This is a genomic window from Ochrobactrum sp. WV_118_8, assembly GCF_039631535.1.
In the GTDB taxonomy this organism is placed as follows: Bacteria; Pseudomonadota; Alphaproteobacteria; order Rhizobiales; family Rhizobiaceae; genus Brucella; species Brucella anthropi.
Genome location: NZ_JBDIUZ010000001.1, coordinates 456471 through 475525, shown reverse-complemented (window position 1 = coordinate 475525; position 19055 = coordinate 456471). Strand labels below are relative to the sequence as shown.

The following is a 19055-nucleotide window of genomic DNA, read 5'->3' as shown; positions in this document are numbered from 1 at the left end:
CCGCTATTTAGCGGGCTTTTCTTTTATCGTGGTTATTTACTCGCCGCGACGCTTCTTGCTGTAACCGCCGCCTTCAGGCTTTTTACCGCCCTTTTTGAAACCATCTTTCTTGAAGTCGTCTCCACGGGAGAAATCACGTGGCTTGTCCCACTTGTCGCCTTTCGAGCGGTCGCCTTTATAGCCGTCGCTCTTGTAGCCATCCCGGAAGCCGCCTTCCTTGGACTTGTCGCCGCGTGGTTTGAAACCACCCTTGCCTTCGCGCGGAGCAGCGTCACCGCCTGCACCTGCAACGGCAGTGCGAATCACAAGACCCTTTTCACCGGTGCCGCGTTCTTCGACAGAACGGCGGAACTCATCGGCCTTCGAAGCCGTGATTTCGAAGCGGGTTTCATTGTCGAAAATCTTGATCGAACCGACATCGCGCTTGGAAACATCGCCCGCCTTGCAGATGAGCGGCAGCAGCCACTTCGGATCAGCGCGATGCTTGCGACCGGCAGAAACCGAGAACCAAACGCCGTCAAAGTGTGCATTGCGGTCGAAACGTTCGCCCGGCTCGCCACGCTCACGACGCTCGCCGCGTTCGAAGCGGTCGCCACGGTCAGAACGTTCGCCTTTTTCAAAACGATCTCTGGGTTTCTTGCCACCAACCGGATGCACCGGTGCATCGGAAACTTCTTCCGCTGCCGGATAGGAAGCCACTTCGCGGTTGAGGAAAGCAGCGGCAATCTGTTCCGGCGTATAACGCTCGGTCAGCGCCTTCAGGAGATCCTGATATTCTTCTTCAACCGGCTGGTTGAAGACTTCCGCATTCAAAATACGCTCATTGGTCTTGGCCTGAACAGCAGCGATGCTTGGTGCCGGAACCGTCTGCGCATCGAGCTTCGCCATATGCAGGAGGCGCTCTGCAGTGCGGCGACGCGAGAACGGTACAACCAGCACACAGGTGCCCTTGCGACCGGCACGACCCGTACGCCCCGAACGATGCAGCATCGTCTCGGGATTGTTCGGAAGATCGGCATGAATGACAAGGTCGAGATTGGGCAGATCGATGCCGCGCGCGGCAACGTCGGTTGCCACGCAGACGCGGGCACGACCGTCGCGCATTGCCTGCAAGGCGTTGTTGCGTTCGGCCTGGCTCAGTTCGCCCGACAGCGCAACCACGGCAAAGCCGCGATTGGAGAGCCGGCTTGCCATATGCTTCACCGCTTCGCGGGTCGAGCAGAAAATGATCGAGTTCTGTGAATCGTAATAGAGCAGCGTATTGATGATCGCGTGGTCGCGCTCATGCGGCGGCACCGGCATGGCGACATAGTCGATATCGGCGTGCTGGCTGGTTTCGCTCTGGACGGTGAGGCGAAGTGCATCGTTCTGGAAGCGCTTGGCAAGCTGGGCAATCTGCTTCGGCACGGTTGCCGAGAACATCAGCGTGCGGCGGTCTTCCGGTGCTTCGCCGAGGATGAATTCGAGATCTTCGCGAAAGCCCATGTCGAGCATTTCGTCGGCTTCATCGAGAACGACAGCACGCAGCTCCGACATGTCGAGAGCGTCACGGGTAATATGATCGCGCAGACGTCCTGGCGTACCGACAACGATATGAGCGCCACGTTCCAGCGCGCGACGCTCGGTGCGGATATCCATGCCGCCAACGCAGGATGCGATGCGCGCGCCGGTATCGGCATAAAGCCATTCCAGCTCGCGGCGAACCTGAAGTGCCAGTTCGCGCGTCGGCGCGATGATCATGGCAAGCGGCGCACCGGCATCGCTGAAACGCAGCTCGTCTTCGAGGATGGTGTTGGCCATTGCGAGGCCGAAAGCGACCGTCTTGCCTGATCCGGTCTGTGCGGAAACGAGAAGATCGGCATCAAGCGTTTCAGGCGCCAGAACGGCGTTTTGAACGGCGGTGAGTGTATTATAACCGCGAGCGGCTAATGCTCCGGACAGAGCCGGAGCGATGGTTTCGGGCAAAGACATGAACCACTTTCACGAAAAAAGCTTCTCAAGCCGTATACCCATTGGTCGTGAACCCACTTGTCCACGACTCCCCTGACGACCACCGAAGCAACAGAATTGATGCTTCCCTATAGGGTTGGACCGCTCAGGTCAACCGGCCAAACCTCTGAGCACAACTCGATCCGATTGAATCGTACCGCCGCTCTGGTCCATTTTGACGCGCATTTGGCCCGAAAACCGTTTCACACTTTTCGGAATGCGCTCTAATGCGCCTCATCCCAGTTATGCGCTGCGCGCGCATCGACATGCAGTGGCACCGCAAGCGAGACGGCAGGCATCGCCGCATTTTCCATAATGTGACGAACGACCGGTATGGTCTTTTCCACTTCATTATCAGGCACTTCGAAGATCAGTTCATCGTGCACTTGCAACAACATGCGCGCGGCAAGGTTTTGCTCCGCCAGCGCATCTTCCATGCGGATCATGGCGCGGCGGATAATGTCGGCGGCGGAACCCTGTATCGGCGCATTGATGGCCGCGCGCTCATTGAACGCACGAACCTGCGGGTTGGATGCCCTGATATCGGGATAATGCGCACGACGCCCGAAAATCGTTTCGACATAGCCATTCTCGCGCGCGAAAGCTTTGGTCGCCTCCATGTAATCCTTGATGCCGGGGAAGCGCTCGAAATAGGTGCGGATATATTGCCCTGCTTCTTCGCGCGGAATCGACAACTGGTTGGCAAGGCCGAATGCAGAAATGCCGTAGATGATGCCGAAATTGATCGCTTTGGCACGGCGGCGCACTTCCGACGGCATACCTTCCACCGGCACGCCGAACATTTCGGATGCCGTCATGGCGTGAATGTCTATGCCGTCGGAAAAGGCCTGCTTCAGTTGCGCGATATCGGCCACATGGGCCAGCACGCGCAGTTCGATCTGGCTGTAATCGGCAGAAACCAGCTTGTTACCGGGCTCGGCAATGAAGGCCGTCCTGATCTTGCGGCCTTCTGCGGTGCGCACCGGAATATTTTGCAGGTTCGGGTCGGATGACGAAAGACGTCCGGTCGAAGTGGACGCCATCGCATAGGACGTATGAACGCGCTTTGTCTCCGGGTTGATGAACCCCGGCAGCGCATCGGTATAGGTGGATTTGAGCTTGGTGAGCTGACGCCAGTCGACGATCTTGCGCGGCAGCGGATGACCTTCGGCAGCAAGGTCTTCCAGCACCTGCGCAGACGTGGACCATTGACCGGTCTTGGTCTTCGACGCGCCCGACAAGCTCATCTTGCCAAACAGAATGTCGCCAAGCTGCTTGGGCGAACCGATATTGAATCTTTCACCTGCCAGTTCGTAAATCTCGTCTTCATAGGCAGCGGCAGCCTGTGCCAGATCGCCGGAAAGACGCGACAGTACCTGGCGGTCAACGGCAATGCCGCGTTCTTCCATGCGCGCCAAAACATCGACCAGCGGACGTTCCAGACGTTCATAGACCGACATCAGCCCTTCAGCTGCAAGACGCGGTTTCAGAACTTGCCACAGGCGCAAGGTCACATCGGCGTCTTCTGCCGCGTAAGCCGTAGCACGGTCGAGATCGACCAAGTCGAAGCTGACAGCGCTCTTGCCGCTTCCCGCCACATCCTTATAGGGAATTGGCGTATGACCGAGCCAGCGCTCGGACAACGGGTCCATGCCATGGCTGCCCGTGCCAGCATCCAGCACATAGGAAATCAGCATCGTATCGTCGAACGAGACTGTATTGATCCCATGGCGGCGCATGACCAGCCAGTCATATTTCATGTTCTGCGCGATCTTGAGAACGGAAGCATCCTCAAGCACGATCTTCAAAGCGGCCAGCGCCTCATCCAGCGGAATTTGTCCTTCGACCATGCCGCCGCCGAGAAGATCACCCGCGCCAGACTTGTGTTGGAGCGGAATATAAGCGGCTCTGCCCGGCGCCAAGGCCAGAGAAAAACCAACCAGCTCCGCCTGCATCGGATCAAGCGACGTCGTTTCCGTATCGAAGGCCAAAACACCGGTTTCAACCGCCTCTGCGAGCCAGAGTTTCAGCGTGGCGATATCGCGAATGCAGGTATAAGCGCTCGTATCGATTGTCTGTGCGGCTGCTTCTGTCGCCCGCTTTTCTGCGAGCGCGTTCGGCGTGTAGCCCTGATCCGAGGCAGCGACAGCGGATGTCGGTTGCGACGCAGCATTATCAGCCTTGGCGGGAACATCGACATCGGGACCATGGGCGTCCGCGCCCCAGTCTGTCTCCACATGGCACGGCTCGACAGCCGATGCGTCGGTGTCAGTCGCTTCGGCCACCCGGCGAGTGAGCGAAGTGAATTCCATAGCTTTCAGGAAGCCGATCAGCTTCGGGCCGTTCTGCGGCTCCAGCACCAGACTGTCCAGATCGACATCCAGCGGCACGTCGGTCTTGAGTGTAACCAGCTCGCGCGAAATCTTCGTCTGGTCGGCAAACGCCAGAATGTTCTCGCGACGCTTGTTCTGCTTGATTTCGGAAGCGCGGGCCAGAAGCGTATCGAGATCGCCGAATTCTTCCAGCAATTGCGCCGCCGTCTTCGGCCCGATGCCGGGAATGCCAGGAACATTGTCGGTGCTGTCGCCGGTCAACGATTGCAGGTCGATCATCTTTTCCGGCGAAACGCCCCATTTCTCGATCACTTCCGGGATCGAAATCTGCTTGTCCTTCATGCTGTCATACATCGATACGCTTGGCGTCACGAGCTGCATGAGATCTTTGTCGGACGAAACGATGGTGACATCGCCGCCAGCCTGCTCGGCAATACGGGCATAGGTCGCGATCAGGTCGTCAGCCTCGAAACCTTCCTTCTCGATGCAGGGCAGATTGAACGCGCGCGTTGCCTGACGGATGAGGCCGAACTGGGGAATGAGATCTTCCGGCGGCGCGGTGCGATTGGCCTTGTATTCAGGATAGATTTCATTGCGGAACGTCTTCGACGAATAATCGAAGATGACCGCAAAATGGGTCGGCACCACGCCCACATCGGTGTTGCGCGCATCTTTCAAGAGCTTCCATAGCATGTTGCAGAAACCCGAGACGGCGCCGACCGGCAGACCATCCGTCTTGCGGGTCAGCGGTGGCAGGGCATGATAGGCGCGGAAAATGTAGCCCGAGCCGTCAACGAGAAAGAGATGATCGCCTTTTTTCATAAGCTAGAATTAGAGGAAATGACGCCTAAAGAAAACCACTCCCGTGTCAGGAGAAACATCCGTCCACGTGAAAGAAAACCCATCACGTCGCGGTAACACGTTTGTTACAGATTTGTAATCTTCCGTGCCCTTGAATAGCCACAGTTGAAAGGCCAAATCTCAGTCATCGACAGTTCGTCGGTCGCCGGTTTTCTGACCCGTCCCCCGTTGGATGCCGGATGCTAGCGGTAGCCTCATTCCCCTCTCCGGGCTGCCGCTTTGAGTGTAGTGACATGGCCGTTGCGGTACCCCCTCACCGTAACGGCCAATTCATTTTATCGAGGCTCTTCTTTCTTCCAAACCGGGTTTCATCCTGACGACGCTGGTTGTAGTGTGCCGCCAGTTTACGTTACGACTCGTCAGGAAGTTTCCATGTCCCAGCAATCGTCTGCGCAATCGCTCGACAAAGTACTCAGCCACCTCGACGCCAATCTCGATCAGAGCCTCGATCGCCTGTTCGATCTTTTGCGGATCAAGTCGATTTCGACCGACCCGGCCTACAAGGCCGATTGCCGCAAGGCTGCGGAATGGCTCGTCGAAGATTTGAAGACAATCGGTTTCGATGCCAGTGTGCGCGACACGCCCGGCCACCCGATGGTGGTTGCCCATCATGAAGGCGCGACACCGGATGCGCCGCACGTGCTGTTCTATGGTCACTATGACGTGCAGCCGGTCGATCCGCTAAATCTTTGGGAAAACGATCCTTTCGATCCGGCTATCAAGGACGTGGGTAATGGCCGCAAGATCCTGACCGGTCGCGGCACGTCCGACGACAAGGGCCAGCTCATGACCTTTGTGGAAGCCTGCCGCGCCTACAAGGCGATCAATGGCAATCTGCCAGTCAAGGTGACACTCCTGTTTGAAGGTGAAGAGGAATCCGGCTCGCCATCACTGAAGCCGTTCCTCGACGCCAACAAGCAAGAGCTGAAGGCCGATGTGGCACTCGTCTGCGACACGGCCATGTGGGACGCAGAAACACCTGCCATCAGCGTGGGCTTGCGCGGCCTCGTCGGCGAGGAGATCGTCATCAAGGCAGCCGATCGCGATCTCCATTCCGGCTTCTTCGGCGGTGCTGCGGCAAACCCGATCCATATCCTGACAAAAATTCTGGCCGACCTGCACGACGAAACCGGGCGCGTGACAGTTCCCGATTTCTATGAGGGCGTCGAAGAAACACCGACGCAGATTCTGAAGTCATGGGAAAGCCTTGGCCGCACGGCTGAAAACTTCCTCGGTCCGATCGGTCTTTCCATTCCATCCGGCGAAAAGGGCCGCAGCGTTCTGGAACTGACATGGGCGCGCCCGACCGCTGAAGTCAACGGCATCACCGGCGGCTATACCGGCGAAGGCTTCAAGACTGTCATTGCAGCAGAAGCTTCCGCCAAGGTTTCGTTCCGTCTTGTCCACAAGCAGGACCCGGTCAAAATCCGCGAAGCCTTCCGCACATTCGTCAAGGAACGTCTGCCAGCCGATTGTTCGGTGGAGTTCCACCCGCATGGCGGTTCGCCAGCCATCCAGCTACCTTATGATTCACCGCTGGTTTCCAAGGCCAAGAATGCGCTTTCCGACGAATGGCCGAAGCCAGCCGTGTTGATCGCCATGGGCGGCTCGATCCCGATTGTCGGCGACTTCGACAAGTTCCTCGGCATGGAATCGCTGCTCGTGGGCTTTGGCCTCGAAGATGACCGCATCCATTCGCCCAATGAAAAATACGAGCTGAACTCCTTCCACAAGGGACAACGCTCTTGGGCACGTATTATGGCGGCTATCGCCGCGAAGTAAGGATAACTGAATGACTATCCGTTTTCACAAGAACGATCTGCCGAACCTCGACAACTATCAGGTCGATGCGGTCGCCATCGACACCGAAACGCTGGGCCTGAACCCGCATCGCGACCGGCTTTGCGTGGTGCAAATTTCGCCCGGTGACGGCACGGCAGACGTGATTCAGATTGAAGCCGGTCAGAAGAAGGCCCCCAATCTGGTCAAGCTTCTGAAGGATCGCTCGATCACCAAGATCTTTCATTTTGGCCGCTTCGATCTGGCCGTGCTGGCGCAGGCTTTCGGCACCATGCCGCAACCTGTGTTCTGCACCAAGATCGCATCGAAGCTGAGCCGTACCTATACGGACCGCCATGGCCTGAAAGAGCTTTGCAACGAGCTTCTCGACGTTTCGATTTCCAAGCAGCAGCAATCATCGGACTGGGCAGCGGAAACACTGTCAGCTGCGCAGCTCGAATATGCGGCTTCCGACGTGCTCTATCTGCATCGTCTGAAAGCCGTGCTCGAACAGCGGCTGGAACGCGATGGCCGTGCGAAACAGGCCGAAGCCTGCTTCAAGTTCCTGCCAACGCGCTCGGAACTCGATCTGATGGGCTGGCCCGAGGACGACATTTTCGCCCATTCGTGATGAGATCAAACGGCGGCGGTAGCCGCCGTTTTCTTTTGCGGCGCCTGATCGATATAGGCCCAGCCGGGACGGCGGAACAGAAACTGTCCGTAACCGCTCCACTGGATACAGCCATAAAGAATGACCGGACCTATGACGCCGCTGGCTGTCGTCAGGAGCGAGACTGTACCGATATCGCCAATGCCGAGTTTCAGCAGCGCTGTGCGGGCAATGGCCATCGGCAGGAAGAAAGCCAGATAGACGACAATCGAATGCGCACCGAGCCAGCTCAAGCCTCGATGCAGCCAGTTTCTGGCCGACAGCAGGCTGAGGAGCGAAGATATGGAAATGATTGCCAGCGCACCCACCAGACCCAGGAGAAGTGAAACGACCGGCAGATCGCTGATTGCGCCCCGCCCATCCAGAAGGTCGCTTGCGGGCGATATCAGCGCGGCAAGGCTTTCCGGCACTGGCATGAAGACGAGCTTGTATTCGATCAAGCCCCAGACCAGCAGTCCGGCAACACCGATGAGCGGGCGCTGTCGAAGCCAGTCCGCAGCCCGGAAGATGGCGGGAGCAAAAGCATAGCCCGCATAGAAATAGACGAAACGGGAGCAGAATTCGTCGACCATAATCCAACCCGTATGGATCGGCAGGATTTCGAGAAATGCCAGCGCCGTAAAGGTCACGCCTACCGGCACGTGCTTCAAAAGCCGCGTCGCGATGAAGAAAACAGGCAGGATATAGATGAACCAGAGCGTTCCGAACGGTTCGATGAAAGCCATCAGATAGGCGTTCACCACACCGGAAACTCCGGCTTCGCTGGCAATGCCCGGCGCCTTGAACGCAAACTGGATCGTCAGCCACAGAATATAGAAATAGAGAAAATGCACGACCTTGCGGTCAAGATAACGCCGCCATGGCCGGTCGATCACAAGACTGAGAAACAAGCCTGATATCATGAAGAAATCCGGCATACGGAAGGGTTTGGCAAAGGCGACCACATAGTGCATCCAGCCCTGGGCGCCGGCTGCTTTCTCCACGCCCAGCGTCGAATGCATCATGACCACGAAGATGATGCAGATACCCTTGGCAATATCGACCCAGTCGACCCGCCCATTCATGCCCTTCGTGTCATGCATTTCCGTTTCCCCCGCAAGTTCTGTCGCTTTCTATAACGCGACAACGGCGGAATTACATCCGGTATAACTTGGGTGTGCCTGCGCCATATTGCGCCTGACGACGTCAAGACTCCTCACAGGGTGCTCACGCTAACGTGTACCGCTCTGGCGACATTCCCCTTGATGTGTCTCGTTTGCTACAGACTTTTGACAGCAATCGCTTATATTAGGGACAAATATTGGTTCTGAGACTTTCCTTCAGGAGGTTTATCATGAAGCTCAAGGCCCTTCTTCTTGCATCGACTGTCGCCCTTGTGGCCGCTACAGGCGCAAAGGCTGCTGACGCTGTCATCGAGCAGGAACCAGTTCCGGTTGTGGTTGCACCAACCTTTACCTGGAGCGGTGCTTACATCGGTGGCCAGATCGGCTACGGCTGGGGCAAGTCCGATTTCAGCGGCGACGTCTATAGCTTTGGCAACGTCAAGCCGGATGGCTTCCTCGGCGGCATCTATGCCGGTTACAACTTCGATCTCGGCAACAGCATCGTTCTCGGTATCGACGGCGACGTGACCTACAATGATGTTTCCAAGGACATCGATGTCTACAGCGGCGACCTCGCAGTTGGCGATTTCGAAACCAAGCTTCGCTGGTCCGGTGCCGTTCGCGCACGTGTCGGTTATGCGGTTGATCGCTTCATGCCCTACCTCGCCGGTGGTGTTGCATTCGGCAACATCAAAAACAGCGGCAGCATTGACGGTATCGGCAGCCTCTCCGAAAGCAAGACGCTTACCGGCTGGACTGCAGGCGCCGGCGTTGACTATGCCGCAACCGACAACCTGATCGTTCGCCTCGAATATCGCTACACCGACTATGGCGATAAGGACATTGAGTTTGGCGGCCTGAATGTCAATCAGGACTTCAAGACGAACGAAGTTCGCCTCGGCGTCGCATACAAGTTCTAATTCTGGTTGAAAACATATCTGAAAAGGCTCCGCATCGCGGGGCCTTTTTTCGTTGGCATAGGCCTGAATTTACTTGGATAAAATTTATTGATAACTAAAATACATAGAACGAAAAACATTCGGAGTTTGCTTTTTATTAAAGCAAAAATTGAATAATAACAAATTGTATATTAAGTTATCTCTAAACTGTATTTATGTTGCCATAATGCTACATACATCATGACGTAGAAATACTATTTAAAAATCCATATCGAACATATTTTATAGGAGTTTTCGATGAAGTTCAGAATTCTACTTGGTGCTTCCCTGCTCGCAGTCGTCGCCAGCACCGGTGCTTATGCAGCCGACGCAATCGTTTCGCAGGAACCTGCCCCAATGGCAGCTCCCGCCTTCTCATGGGGCGGCGCTTATATCGGTGGTGAAATTGGCTGGGGCTGGGGCCGCGCCAAGCTTGACGACAAGTCCACGGATCAGTCCAACGAGTTCAAGCCGAACGGCTTCATCGGTGGCGTCTATGCTGGCTATAACTTCGACATGGGCAACAATGTCATTCTCGGCGTTGACGGCAACTTCGACTACAACGACCTGAAGAAGTCGCACGACTATATTTCGAACAGCAACGCTGTTCAGACTTCAGCTGAAACGAAGCTGCAGTGGTCGGGCGCTGTTCGCGCACGCGCTGGTTATGCCGTTGACCGCTTCATGCCCTACATCGCCGGTGGCGTTGCTTTCGGCGGCGTGAAGAACTCGCTCAATGTCGGCGGCAGCGACTATAACAACGACAAGACCCTGACCGGCTGGACTGTTGGTACCGGCGTTGACTACGCTGCGACCGACAATGTCCTTCTGCGCCTCGAATATCGCTATACCGATTTCGGCAACAAGGATTTCGACCTTGGCAACACCGCGACACGCGGTTCGTTCAAGACCAACGATATCCGCCTCGGTGTTGCTTACAAGTTCTAATACCAAACTCGATGAGTTTGGCTCATCGCGTTTTGGTTAAGCCTGTGCGGCGATTGAGCATTTTCAGGGCATGATGCGTTAGCATTTCGTCGCCCTGGGATAAGCACATAATCGGGCTTATAACTGAGAAAAGGCTCCGCCCCCGCGGAGCCTTTTTTGTGTGTGAACGATTTACGTCCCTTTAAACTGCCGCATTTACCCTGCACCGGATTAGGCCCTTATTTGCTTTTGCGGCACAAAATCCCGTAAAGCACGCAGACATTATTCAGAATGACCGGTCCACATCACGATTGGACCGGCAAACGGGTGGGCGGATCCAGGCTGACATGACATCGCGTGACGATAAAAACCGGCGCATCGAACCTTCCTTCGGTGGCGAAGAGAAAAAAGATGACGAGGTTTTTCGCGTCGACGAGGAGGATCGCATGGCACGCTCACAGCAGCGCCGACGCAGGCAATCAGAAGAACCGGAACCACGCGCTTCACGACGTGGCAAGAAGAAGCCGCGTGGCTTTTTCGGCTTTCTGCGCCGCTCGATCTACTGGTGCCTCGTACTTGGCCTCTGGGGCGGTATCGCCTTTGCAGGCATGCTGGTCTATTTCGCAGCCAAGATGCCGCCGACGACGGATTGGGCCATTCCTGATCGTCCACCGAATGTGCGTATCGTTGACGTCAACGGAAACCTGATCGCCAATCGCGGGACTACCGGCGGCGAGGCCGTGGGCTTGCATGAAATGTCGCCCTTTATCCCGAAGGCCGTCATCGCTATCGAGGATCGCCGCTTCTATTCGCATTTCGGCATTGACCCCATCGGCCTTGCCCGCGCGGTAGTAACCAACGTTGTTTCGGGCCGCGCCGTTCAGGGCGGATCAACGCTGACCCAGCAGCTTGCCAAGAACCTGTTTCTTTCTCCCGACCGCACGCTTGAGCGTAAAGTGCAGGAAGTCATGCTCGCGCTCTGGCTTGAGCACAAATACACCAAGGACCAGATTCTTGAGATGTATCTGAACCGGGTCTATCTCGGTTCCGGTGCTTTCGGTGTTGATGCGGCCTCCCGGCGTTATTTCAGCAAGCCCGCCAAGGATGTGAACCTGATGGAAGCGGCAACCCTTGCCGGTCTTCTGAAGGCACCGTCTCGTCTGTCACCTGCCCGTGATCCGGAAGCCGCCGCTGCACGTGCCAAGCTGGTGCTGGGTGCCATGCGCGAGGAAGGCATGATCGACGACAGCCAGATGGCCATCGCCGAAAGCGAACCGATGACGCGTGCGCCATCCTACTGGCAGGGCTCGGAAAACTATGTTGCTGACAAGGTTGTGGCGGAACTACCCGAGCTGATCGGTGAAGCGAAGGAAGACATCACCGTCCAGACCACCATCGATCTGAACCTGCAGCGCGCAGGCGAAGAGGCGATCAAGGACCAGATTTCCCAGAGCGGTACAAAGATGAACGCCAGTCAGGGCGCGCTCGTTTCCATTGACAGTACCGGCGCAGTTCGCGCCATGGTCGGCGGCGTCGATTATGCCACAAGCCAGTTCGACCGTGTCACCGATGCTCACCGCCAACCTGCATCATCCTTCAAGCCCTTCGTCTATCTGACAGCGCTCGAACAGGGGCGGACACCGGACTCGGTACGCAACGATGCTCCGGTTCGTATCGGCAAATGGACGCCGAGCAACGATAACGGCAAATATATGGGACAGGTGACGCTGGCTACCGCCCTTTCTCATTCACTGAACTCCGTTGCGGCGCAGCTCGTGATGGAAGTCGGCCCGCAGACCGTGATCGACACGGCCCATCGGCTTGGCGTTCAGTCCAAACTCGAAGCCAATGCCTCGCTGGCACTCGGCACGTCGGAAGTGACCCTGTTGGAACTGACCGATGCCTATGTGCCCTTTGCCAATGGCGGCTATCGCGCGCCGGTCTATTTCATCACCAAGGTGACGGATTCCGACGGCAAGGTTCTTTATCAGAAGGAAGATGGCGTTGGCCCGCGTGTCATCGACGAACGCAATGTCGGCATGATGAACGCCATGCTGCGGCGCACGGTGGAAGACGGGACGGCAAAGCGCGCCGCCTTCGGCTGGCCCGCAGCAGGCAAGACCGGCACCAGCCAGAATTTCCGCGATGCGTGGTTTGTCGGCTATACGGCCAACCTCACAACCGGTGTATGGTTCGGCAATGATGACGGCAAGGGCATGAAGCGCGTGTTCGGTTCGACCCTACCGGTCGCCGCCTGGAAAAACTTCATGAAGGAAGCACATAAGGGCGTGCCGATTGCCGAGCTTCCCGGCCATTACGATATCCAGAACGTCGTTCCCGGTGGCAGCGACGGCATCGATCCGAATGCGCCTTACGATCCCGGCATGATGCCGCAGGATTCCTATGGCAATCAGCCGATGGCGGCTAATGGTGATGACGGCTACTGGCCACCTGCTCCGGATTCCGCTGCCCGCAGCGGTATCCAGCAGTCGAATGAGACGGGCCGCCCACTCGCCGAACAGCCCGGCGCTGCGACTTACCCGGCCAATGCCAATGACAATTACCGCCCGATGCCGCCAGGCGACGTGGGCGGCGGGCAGCCGCAGCAGCCAGGAAAATCAACGACATTGCTCGATATCATCATGGGTAATTCACAGTAACATCAATAGAGGCCGCCAGTGGCGGCCTTTACTCGCGATCAAGTGAAGCAGCTTCAATACAAGCTTGTTCGAGCGCGTTTCGATCTGATTAAGTCAGATCAACGCTCTCACTATTTCCGCTAACACGCACAGTTTCCGAAAACCGTTTCACACTTTTCGTGATGCGCTTTAATTCCCCTCGAAATCTTGAGCGGCTTGGTCTATTCAAGATTGGAGAGCGAGGTTTCCATGTCCCAAGTCACCAAAACAGACGTTGCCGGTTCCGATACTCCCAAGGCGGATACCGAACGTAAAACTCTGGTCCTGACCGGTGCCAGCCGTGGCATCGGCCATGCGACGGTGAAGCGTTTTTCGCGGGCCGGGTGGCGCGTCATCACCTGCTCGCGACAGGATTTTTCCGACAATTGCCCCTGGCCTGCCGGTCCGGAAGATCACATCAAGGTCGACCTCGCCGATCAGGAAGATGTCGGCAAGGCAATCGCCGAAATCCGCCGCCGTCTCGAAGCCGATGGCAGCAAGCTTCATGCACTAGTCAACAATGCAGGCATTTCGCCGAAGGCGGAGGGCGGACGCCGCATGAATTCCATCGAAACGCCCATGGCGGTCTGGCGCGATGTATTTCAGGTCAACTTCCTTGCCTCGATCATGCTGGCACGTGGCCTGTTCAAGGAACTCGAGGCTGCACATGGCTCGGTCGTCAATGTGACCTCGATCGCGGGTAGCCGCGTGCACCCATTTGCCGGAACCGCCTATGCTACATCGAAGGCCGCACTTGCTGCCCTGACCCGCGAAATGGCCTCCGACTTCGGCCCTTACGGTATCCGCGTCAATGCCATTGCACCGGGAGAAATCGATACGGCGATCCTTTCACCGGGAACCGACAAGCTGGTGGAACAGCTTCCGATGCGCCGCCTCGGCAAGACATCGGAAGTGGCGGAAACCATCTACTTCCTCTGCTCCGAGGCCTCATCCTATGTGACGGGTTCGGAAATTCATATCAATGGCGGCCAGCACGTCTGACATCTTAACAAAGCGCGGAGATTGAAATTCTTCGCGCTTTTGTGCTTATGTCTGTTTCAATCGATTTAACAACAGAGTTGTGCCTTCATGATCCTTTGCTGCGGTGAATCCCTGATCGACATGCTGCCACGCGAAACCGCAGCGGGAGAGACCGCATTCCAGCCTTTCGCGGGTGGCTCCGTCTTCAACACGGCCATCGCACTTGGACGCCTTGAGGTCCCAACCGGTTTCTTTTCAGGCATTTCCTCCGATTTTTTCGGCGAGGTGCTGCGCGATAATCTGGCGCGATCCAATGTCGATTATTCTTTTGCCGCAATCTCGGACCGCCCGACGACACTGGCTTTCGTGCGTCTGGTCGATGGGCAGGCGCGTTACGCCTTCTATGATGAAAATACTGCTGGCCGCATGCTGGCCGAGAGCGACATGCCCTATGTCGATGATGCCATCGACGCCATGCTGTTCGGCTGCATCAGCCTGATTTCCGAACCGTGCGGCAGCGTCTATGAAGCGCTGATGACGCGTGAGGCACCAAGGCGGGTCATGTTCCTCGACCCGAATATCCGTGCTGGCTTCATCACCGACCGCGAAAAACATCTGGCGCGCATGAAGCGCATGATCGCGCTCGCCGATATCGTGAAGCTCTCCGATGAAGATCTCGCCTGGTTTGGCGAAAAGGGCAGCCACGACGAAATCGCAGCCGAATGGCTGAAGCTCGGACCGAAACTGGTGGTCATCACCAAGGGCGCGCATGGCGCTGACGCCTATACGACCAAGGCAACCGTGCGCGTGCCGGGTGTGAAAGTGGACGTGATTGACACCGTTGGCGCGGGCGACACGGTCAATGCGGGCATTCTCGCCAGCCTTCACAATCAGGGCCTTCTCGACAAGGACGCGCTTGCCGGACTGACTGAAGACCAGATTCATTCCGCCGTCGCGCTCGGGGTCCGGGCTGCTGCCGTCACCGTCTCGCGTGCAGGTGCAAACCCGCCATGGGCGCATGAGATGAAGGATTGACGCAAGGCAAAGCCGTGACATGATGCGTCCGGCCTGCGTCGACCTTTTCCGACAAGGTCCGAACAGGAGTCCAGAACATCATGAGCATCGAATTTCTGCTGACATCCTTCATCATCGTTGCATCGCCTGGTACTGGCGTGCTGGTAACGCTTGCGGCAGGGCTGTCCCGTGGCGCACGGGCCTCAGTCATTGCCGCGCTCGGCTGCACGCTCGGCATCGTGCCGCATATGCTGGCTGCCGTGACAGGGCTGGCGGCTCTGCTCCATACCAGCGCACTTGCTTTCGAGGTCATCAAATATGCAGGCGTTGCCTATCTGCTCTATATGGCGTGGATGACGCTCAAGGAGCATGGCACACTGAAGATCGAAACCAACGACGCGCCGCGTTCGGACCGTGAGGTCATCTGGTCGGCGATCCTCGTCAATCTGCTGAACCCCAAACTGTCGATATTCTTCTTTGCCTTCCTGCCGCAGTTCGTAAATACGCAGCAGGGCGGGACGGTTGCCCGTATGGTGGAACTGTCTCTCGTCTTCATGGCGATGACATTCGTGGTGTTTGCGTTCTACGGTGTGTTCGCAGCCGCCGTCCGTAACCAGATCATCTCGCGCCCCGCTGTGCTTGCATGGATGCGCCGCAGCTTTGCTGCCGCCTTCGTCGCGCTCGGGGCAAAACTCGCACTGACCGAACGATAGACCATGGCCCAGAATATTTATGATCGCGACGACTTCTTCGCCGCTTACAGCCAGTTGCCACGTTCCGTGCATGGGCTGGAAGGCGCGCCTGAATGGCCACTTGTCCGTTCACTTTTGCCCGATCTGACCGGCCGTGACGTTGCCGATCTCGGTTGCGGTTTCGGCTGGTTTTGCCGCTTTGCTCGCGAACAGGGAGCTGCCTCCCTCACCGGCTACGACCTTTCAGAAAACATGCTCGAACGCGCACGCCGTGACACACAGGATGACGCCATTCGCTACATTCAGGCCGACATGGAAAGGCTGGAACTTCCAGAAGCAAGCTTCGATCTCGTCTACAGTTCTTTGGCCTTTCACTATATCCGCGACTTCCCGCGTCTTTTGAAAGCGATCCATGCAGCTTTGCGGCCAGAAGGTCGCTTTGTTTTCACGATTGAGCATCCGATCTTCATGGCGCCGCTTACGCCGGGCTGGATCGAGGAAGGCAACGGCCAGAAGCGCTGGCCGGTCTATCATTATGCAGTGGAAGGTGAGAGGCGGACCGATTGGCTGGCAGAGGGTGTCATCAAATATCACCGCCGCCTCAGCACGACCGTTAATGCGCTGATTGAGGCCGGATTTGCCATCAACCGGCTGGAGGAATGGCATCCGTCGCCAGAGCAGATCGCGGCATGGCCAGCACTGTCGGAGGAGATGGAACGACCTATGCTGTTGATAGTTTCCGCTAGCCGACAGACTGCTTGACCAGCCACATTTCACGCCTTTTATAGGGGTGGGCGGGACACGAATCAGACTGGCGAGGAGAAACCATGGACGTGTTGCGCATTGCTGCCTTTTCGCAAGGCAATCAGGGCGGCAATCCCGCTGGAGTGTTGATCGCCGATCGCCTCCCCTCCCCGCAAGATATGCAGAAAATCGCAAAGGATGTGGGCTTTTCCGAAACCGCCTTTGCTGCGCCGGAGGACGATAGCTGGCGCGTTCGCTATTTTGCGCCGGAAATGGAAGTGCCGTTCTGCGGTCACGCTACCATTGCTCTCGGCGCTGCGTTGGCCATGCGCATGGGCGATGGACGTTTCGCACTCAAGCTCAACAATGGCGATATCAGCGTCGAAGGCCGCAAGGAAGGCGAGCTGTTTGCGGCCAGCCTGCAATCGCCACCGACGCGCCAGCGTGCCGCCAACGATGCGGAAGTGGAACAGGCGCTGGCACTGTTCAGTTTCGAACAGGATGATCTGGCACCCGGTCTGGCACCGGCCCTGATCCATGCCGGGGCGGACCATATCGTGCTTCCGCTTCGTTCACGCGAAAAGCTGGCTTCGATGCATTACGACATGACGCGCGGGCGCATCCTGATGAAGCGGCAAGGCTGGACGACGATCCTGCTCATCTATTCCGAGACGCCGAAGCGCTTCCACAGCCGCAACCCGTTTGCCTCCGGCGGAGTTTATGAAGACCCGGCGACTGGCGCGGCCACGGCGGCCTTTGCCGCCTATCTGCGTGATAGCGGCTGGCCGCATGGCGGCGAGATCGAAGTCTTTCAGGGCGAGGATATGGGCAGTCCGTCACATCTGCGCGCCCAGATCGGCAATGAGCGCGGCGGCTCTATCCGCGTTTCCGGCACCGCACGGTTGATGGAATAGAGCGCATCCCGAAAAGTGTGAAACGGTTTTCGGATAAGATGCGCGTCAAAACAAAAGATTAGGGCGCCGATCTGATCCAGTCAGATCGAAACGCGCTTTAATCGCTCGTTGCAGCTCGTCACACGCGGACGAGCTGCTCCACCCGCTCCTCATTTCCGAAGAACTTGAGATAACGAGCCACTTCCTTGGGATCGCCGGTCGCCTTTTGCGGATTGTCGGAAAGCTTGACCGCCGGATGGCCGTTGGCATCCGTCACCTTGCAGACCAGCGAGATGGCATTCAGCCCTTCGATTTCCTTCGGAGCGCAACCTGCAAAATCATTGGTGAGGTTGGTGCCCCAGCCGAAGCTCATACGCACACGCCCTTCGAAGTGACGGTAAGTCTCCTCGATCGTATCCACATCGAGCGCATCGGAAAAGATCAGCAGCTTTTCGCGCGGGTCCTTGCCGCGTGACTTCCACCATTCGATGATGCGCTCGCCGCCTTCGATGGGCGGGGCACTGTCGGGGCGGAAGCCGGTCCAGTCGGCAACCCAGTCCGGCGCATTACGCAGGAAGGCAGCCGTGCCGAAAGCATCGGGCAGAACGATCAGAAGATTGCCGCCATAGTAGCGGTTCCAGTCCTGCAGCACGCGATAGGGGGCTGAGCGCAGTTCCTCGTCATTCTTGGCAAGAGCTGCCAGCACCATCGGCAATTCATGCGCATTGGTGCCGAGCGCTTCCACGTCGGTATCCATAGCCAGAAGCACATTGCTGGTGCCGGTGAAGGCATCGCCAATGCCTTCCTTCAGCGCTTCGACGCACCAGCGCTGCCACAGGAAGGAATGGCGGCGGCGCGTGCCGAAGTCGGAAATCTTCAGCCCCGGCAGCTGGCGCAGGCGTTCAACCTTGCTCCACATCTTCGCCTTGGCGCGCGCATAAAGCACGTCGAGCGAAAACGGTCCGAGGTTCTTCATCGCCGCGCGCGAACGCAGCTCGTTGATGATGGCAAGTGCGGGAATTTCCCACATGGTCGTGTGCGACCACGGTCCATGGAAATGCAGCTCGTACTGGCCGTCCTTGCGGCGCAGATCATATTCCGGAAGCTGGAAATCGTGCAGCCAGTTCAGGAACTCGGGCTGGAAAATCTGCTTGCGGCCATAGAAACTGTTACCCGCCAGCCAGATCATTTCCTTCTTGGAGAAACGCAGCGTGCGGGCATGGTCGAGCTGCGCACGCAATTCGCCCTCATCGATTTCGTCGGCAAGGCGCACAGAAGTCGTGCGATTGATGAGCGAGAAGGTTGCATCCACCTTGGGGTAAAGACCCCATATCATCTGCAGCATCAGAAGCTTGTAGAAGTCCGTATCCAGAAGGCTGCGGACGATGGGATCGAGCTTCCATGCGTGATTGTAGACGCGGCGCGCAATATCAGTCTTGGCCATGACGGCCTC

14 protein-coding genes are annotated in these 19055 nt (G+C 57.3%); 10 read left to right on the top strand and 4 right to left on the bottom strand.

The features are described from left to right. Positions 1–36: 36 nt before the first annotated feature. On the bottom strand, positions 37–1971 hold the full coding sequence (locus tag ABDF71_RS02235; RefSeq protein ID WP_010657974.1) for a DEAD/DEAH box helicase: 1935 nt from the start codon (positions 1969–1971) through the stop codon (positions 37–39). A 242-nt stretch (positions 1972–2213) separates the two neighbouring features. Next, positions 2214–5144: a DNA polymerase I gene (gene polA, locus ABDF71_RS02230; protein ID WP_500060931.1), complete on the bottom strand. Its 2931-nt coding sequence runs from the start codon at positions 5142–5144 to the stop codon at positions 2214–2216. A gap of 411 nt (positions 5145–5555) precedes the next feature. On the opposite strand from polA, the gene ABDF71_RS02225 reads away from it, so the two are divergent. Both ABDF71_RS02225 and ABDF71_RS02220 read left to right on the top strand, forming a co-directional pair. Next, positions 5556–6965 carry a dipeptidase gene (locus tag ABDF71_RS02225; RefSeq protein ID WP_010657972.1) on the top strand — a complete coding sequence of 470 codons (1410 nt, stop codon included), beginning with the start codon at positions 5556–5558 and terminating at the stop codon, positions 6963–6965. A 10-nt stretch (positions 6966–6975) separates the two neighbouring features. Next, positions 6976–7593, top strand: a complete 618-nt coding sequence (locus ABDF71_RS02220; protein ID WP_500060929.1) for a ribonuclease D — start codon at positions 6976–6978, stop codon at positions 7591–7593. 5 nt (positions 7594–7598) lie between these two features. Here the strand turns inward: ABDF71_RS02220 and ABDF71_RS02215 are convergent, their stop codons facing one another. Next, positions 7599–8714, bottom strand: coding sequence for an acyltransferase family protein (locus ABDF71_RS02215; protein WP_010657970.1), 1116 nt, complete (start codon positions 8712–8714; stop codon positions 7599–7601). 251 nt (positions 8715–8965) lie between these two features. Between ABDF71_RS02215 and ABDF71_RS02210 the strand changes: the two genes are divergently transcribed. The 8 genes from ABDF71_RS02210 to ABDF71_RS02175 all read left to right on the top strand — a co-directional run bounded on the left by ABDF71_RS02210 (position 8966) and on the right by ABDF71_RS02175 (position 17623). Then, a complete protein-coding gene (locus ABDF71_RS02210) occupies positions 8966–9655 on the top strand; it encodes an outer membrane protein (protein WP_259030249.1) in 690 nt (229 codons plus the stop codon). 276 nt (positions 9656–9931) lie between these two features. Continuing rightward, the gene (locus ABDF71_RS02205; RefSeq protein WP_011982346.1) at positions 9932–10621 is read left to right on the top strand and encodes an outer membrane protein; all 690 of its coding nucleotides are present in this window, start codon (positions 9932–9934) and stop codon (positions 10619–10621) included. A gap of 326 nt (positions 10622–10947) precedes the next feature. Then, a complete protein-coding gene (locus ABDF71_RS02200) occupies positions 10948–13260 on the top strand; it encodes a transglycosylase domain-containing protein (protein WP_010657967.1) in 2313 nt (770 codons plus the stop codon). 228 nt (positions 13261–13488) lie between these two features. Then, positions 13489–14280, top strand: coding sequence for an SDR family NAD(P)-dependent oxidoreductase (locus tag ABDF71_RS02195; RefSeq protein WP_010657966.1), 792 nt, complete (start codon positions 13489–13491; stop codon positions 14278–14280). An 87-nt stretch (positions 14281–14367) separates the two neighbouring features. After that, positions 14368–15294 carry a carbohydrate kinase family protein gene (locus ABDF71_RS02190; RefSeq protein WP_010657965.1) on the top strand — a complete coding sequence of 309 codons (927 nt, stop codon included), beginning with the start codon at positions 14368–14370 and terminating at the stop codon, positions 15292–15294. Positions 15295–15374: 80 nt separating this feature from the next. Next, positions 15375–15986: a LysE family translocator gene (locus tag ABDF71_RS02185; protein WP_010657964.1), complete on the top strand. Its 612-nt coding sequence runs from the start codon at positions 15375–15377 to the stop codon at positions 15984–15986. Positions 15987–15989: 3 nt separating this feature from the next. Next, positions 15990–16727, top strand: a complete 738-nt coding sequence (locus ABDF71_RS02180) for a class I SAM-dependent methyltransferase (protein ID WP_258123417.1) — start codon at positions 15990–15992, stop codon at positions 16725–16727. Between the two features lie 65 nt (positions 16728–16792). Continuing rightward, the gene (locus tag ABDF71_RS02175) at positions 16793–17623 is read left to right on the top strand and encodes a PhzF family phenazine biosynthesis protein (protein WP_258123418.1); all 831 of its coding nucleotides are present in this window, start codon (positions 16793–16795) and stop codon (positions 17621–17623) included. Between the two features lie 118 nt (positions 17624–17741). On the opposite strand, the gene pncB is transcribed toward ABDF71_RS02175, so the two are convergent. Then, positions 17742–19046, bottom strand: coding sequence for a nicotinate phosphoribosyltransferase (pncB, locus tag ABDF71_RS02170; protein ID WP_094514677.1), 1305 nt, complete (start codon positions 19044–19046; stop codon positions 17742–17744). Between the last annotated feature and the right edge of the window lie 9 nt (positions 19047–19055).

Bases quoted from the DNA above. Each gene is read 5' to 3' on its own strand.
- ABDF71_RS02225 (WP_010657972.1), top strand. From the start codon at position 5,556: ATGTCCCAGCAATCGTCTGCGCAATCGCTCGACAAAGTACTCAGCCAC.
- ABDF71_RS02180 (WP_258123417.1), top strand. From the start codon at position 15,990: ATGGCCCAGAATATTTATGATCGCGACGACTTCTTCGCCGCTTACAGC.
- pncB (WP_094514677.1), bottom strand. From the start codon at position 19,046: ATGGCCAAGACTGATATTGCGCGCCGCGTCTACAATCACGCATGGAAG.
- ABDF71_RS02215 (WP_010657970.1), bottom strand. From the start codon at position 8,714: ATGCATGACACGAAGGGCATGAATGGGCGGGTCGACTGGGTCGATATT.
- ABDF71_RS02200 (WP_010657967.1), top strand. From the start codon at position 10,948: ATGACATCGCGTGACGATAAAAACCGGCGCATCGAACCTTCCTTCGGT.
- ABDF71_RS02185 (WP_010657964.1), top strand. From the start codon at position 15,375: ATGAGCATCGAATTTCTGCTGACATCCTTCATCATCGTTGCATCGCCT.
- ABDF71_RS02220 (WP_500060929.1), top strand. From the start codon at position 6,976: ATGACTATCCGTTTTCACAAGAACGATCTGCCGAACCTCGACAACTAT.
- polA (WP_500060931.1), bottom strand. From the start codon at position 5,144: ATGAAAAAAGGCGATCATCTCTTTCTCGTTGACGGCTCGGGCTACATT.
- ABDF71_RS02175 (WP_258123418.1), top strand. From the start codon at position 16,793: ATGGACGTGTTGCGCATTGCTGCCTTTTCGCAAGGCAATCAGGGCGGC.
- ABDF71_RS02195 (WP_010657966.1), top strand. From the start codon at position 13,489: ATGTCCCAAGTCACCAAAACAGACGTTGCCGGTTCCGATACTCCCAAG.
- ABDF71_RS02235 (WP_010657974.1), bottom strand. From the start codon at position 1,971: ATGTCTTTGCCCGAAACCATCGCTCCGGCTCTGTCCGGAGCATTAGCC.
- ABDF71_RS02210 (WP_259030249.1), top strand. From the start codon at position 8,966: ATGAAGCTCAAGGCCCTTCTTCTTGCATCGACTGTCGCCCTTGTGGCC.
- ABDF71_RS02190 (WP_010657965.1), top strand. From the start codon at position 14,368: ATGATCCTTTGCTGCGGTGAATCCCTGATCGACATGCTGCCACGCGAA.
- ABDF71_RS02205 (WP_011982346.1), top strand. From the start codon at position 9,932: ATGAAGTTCAGAATTCTACTTGGTGCTTCCCTGCTCGCAGTCGTCGCC.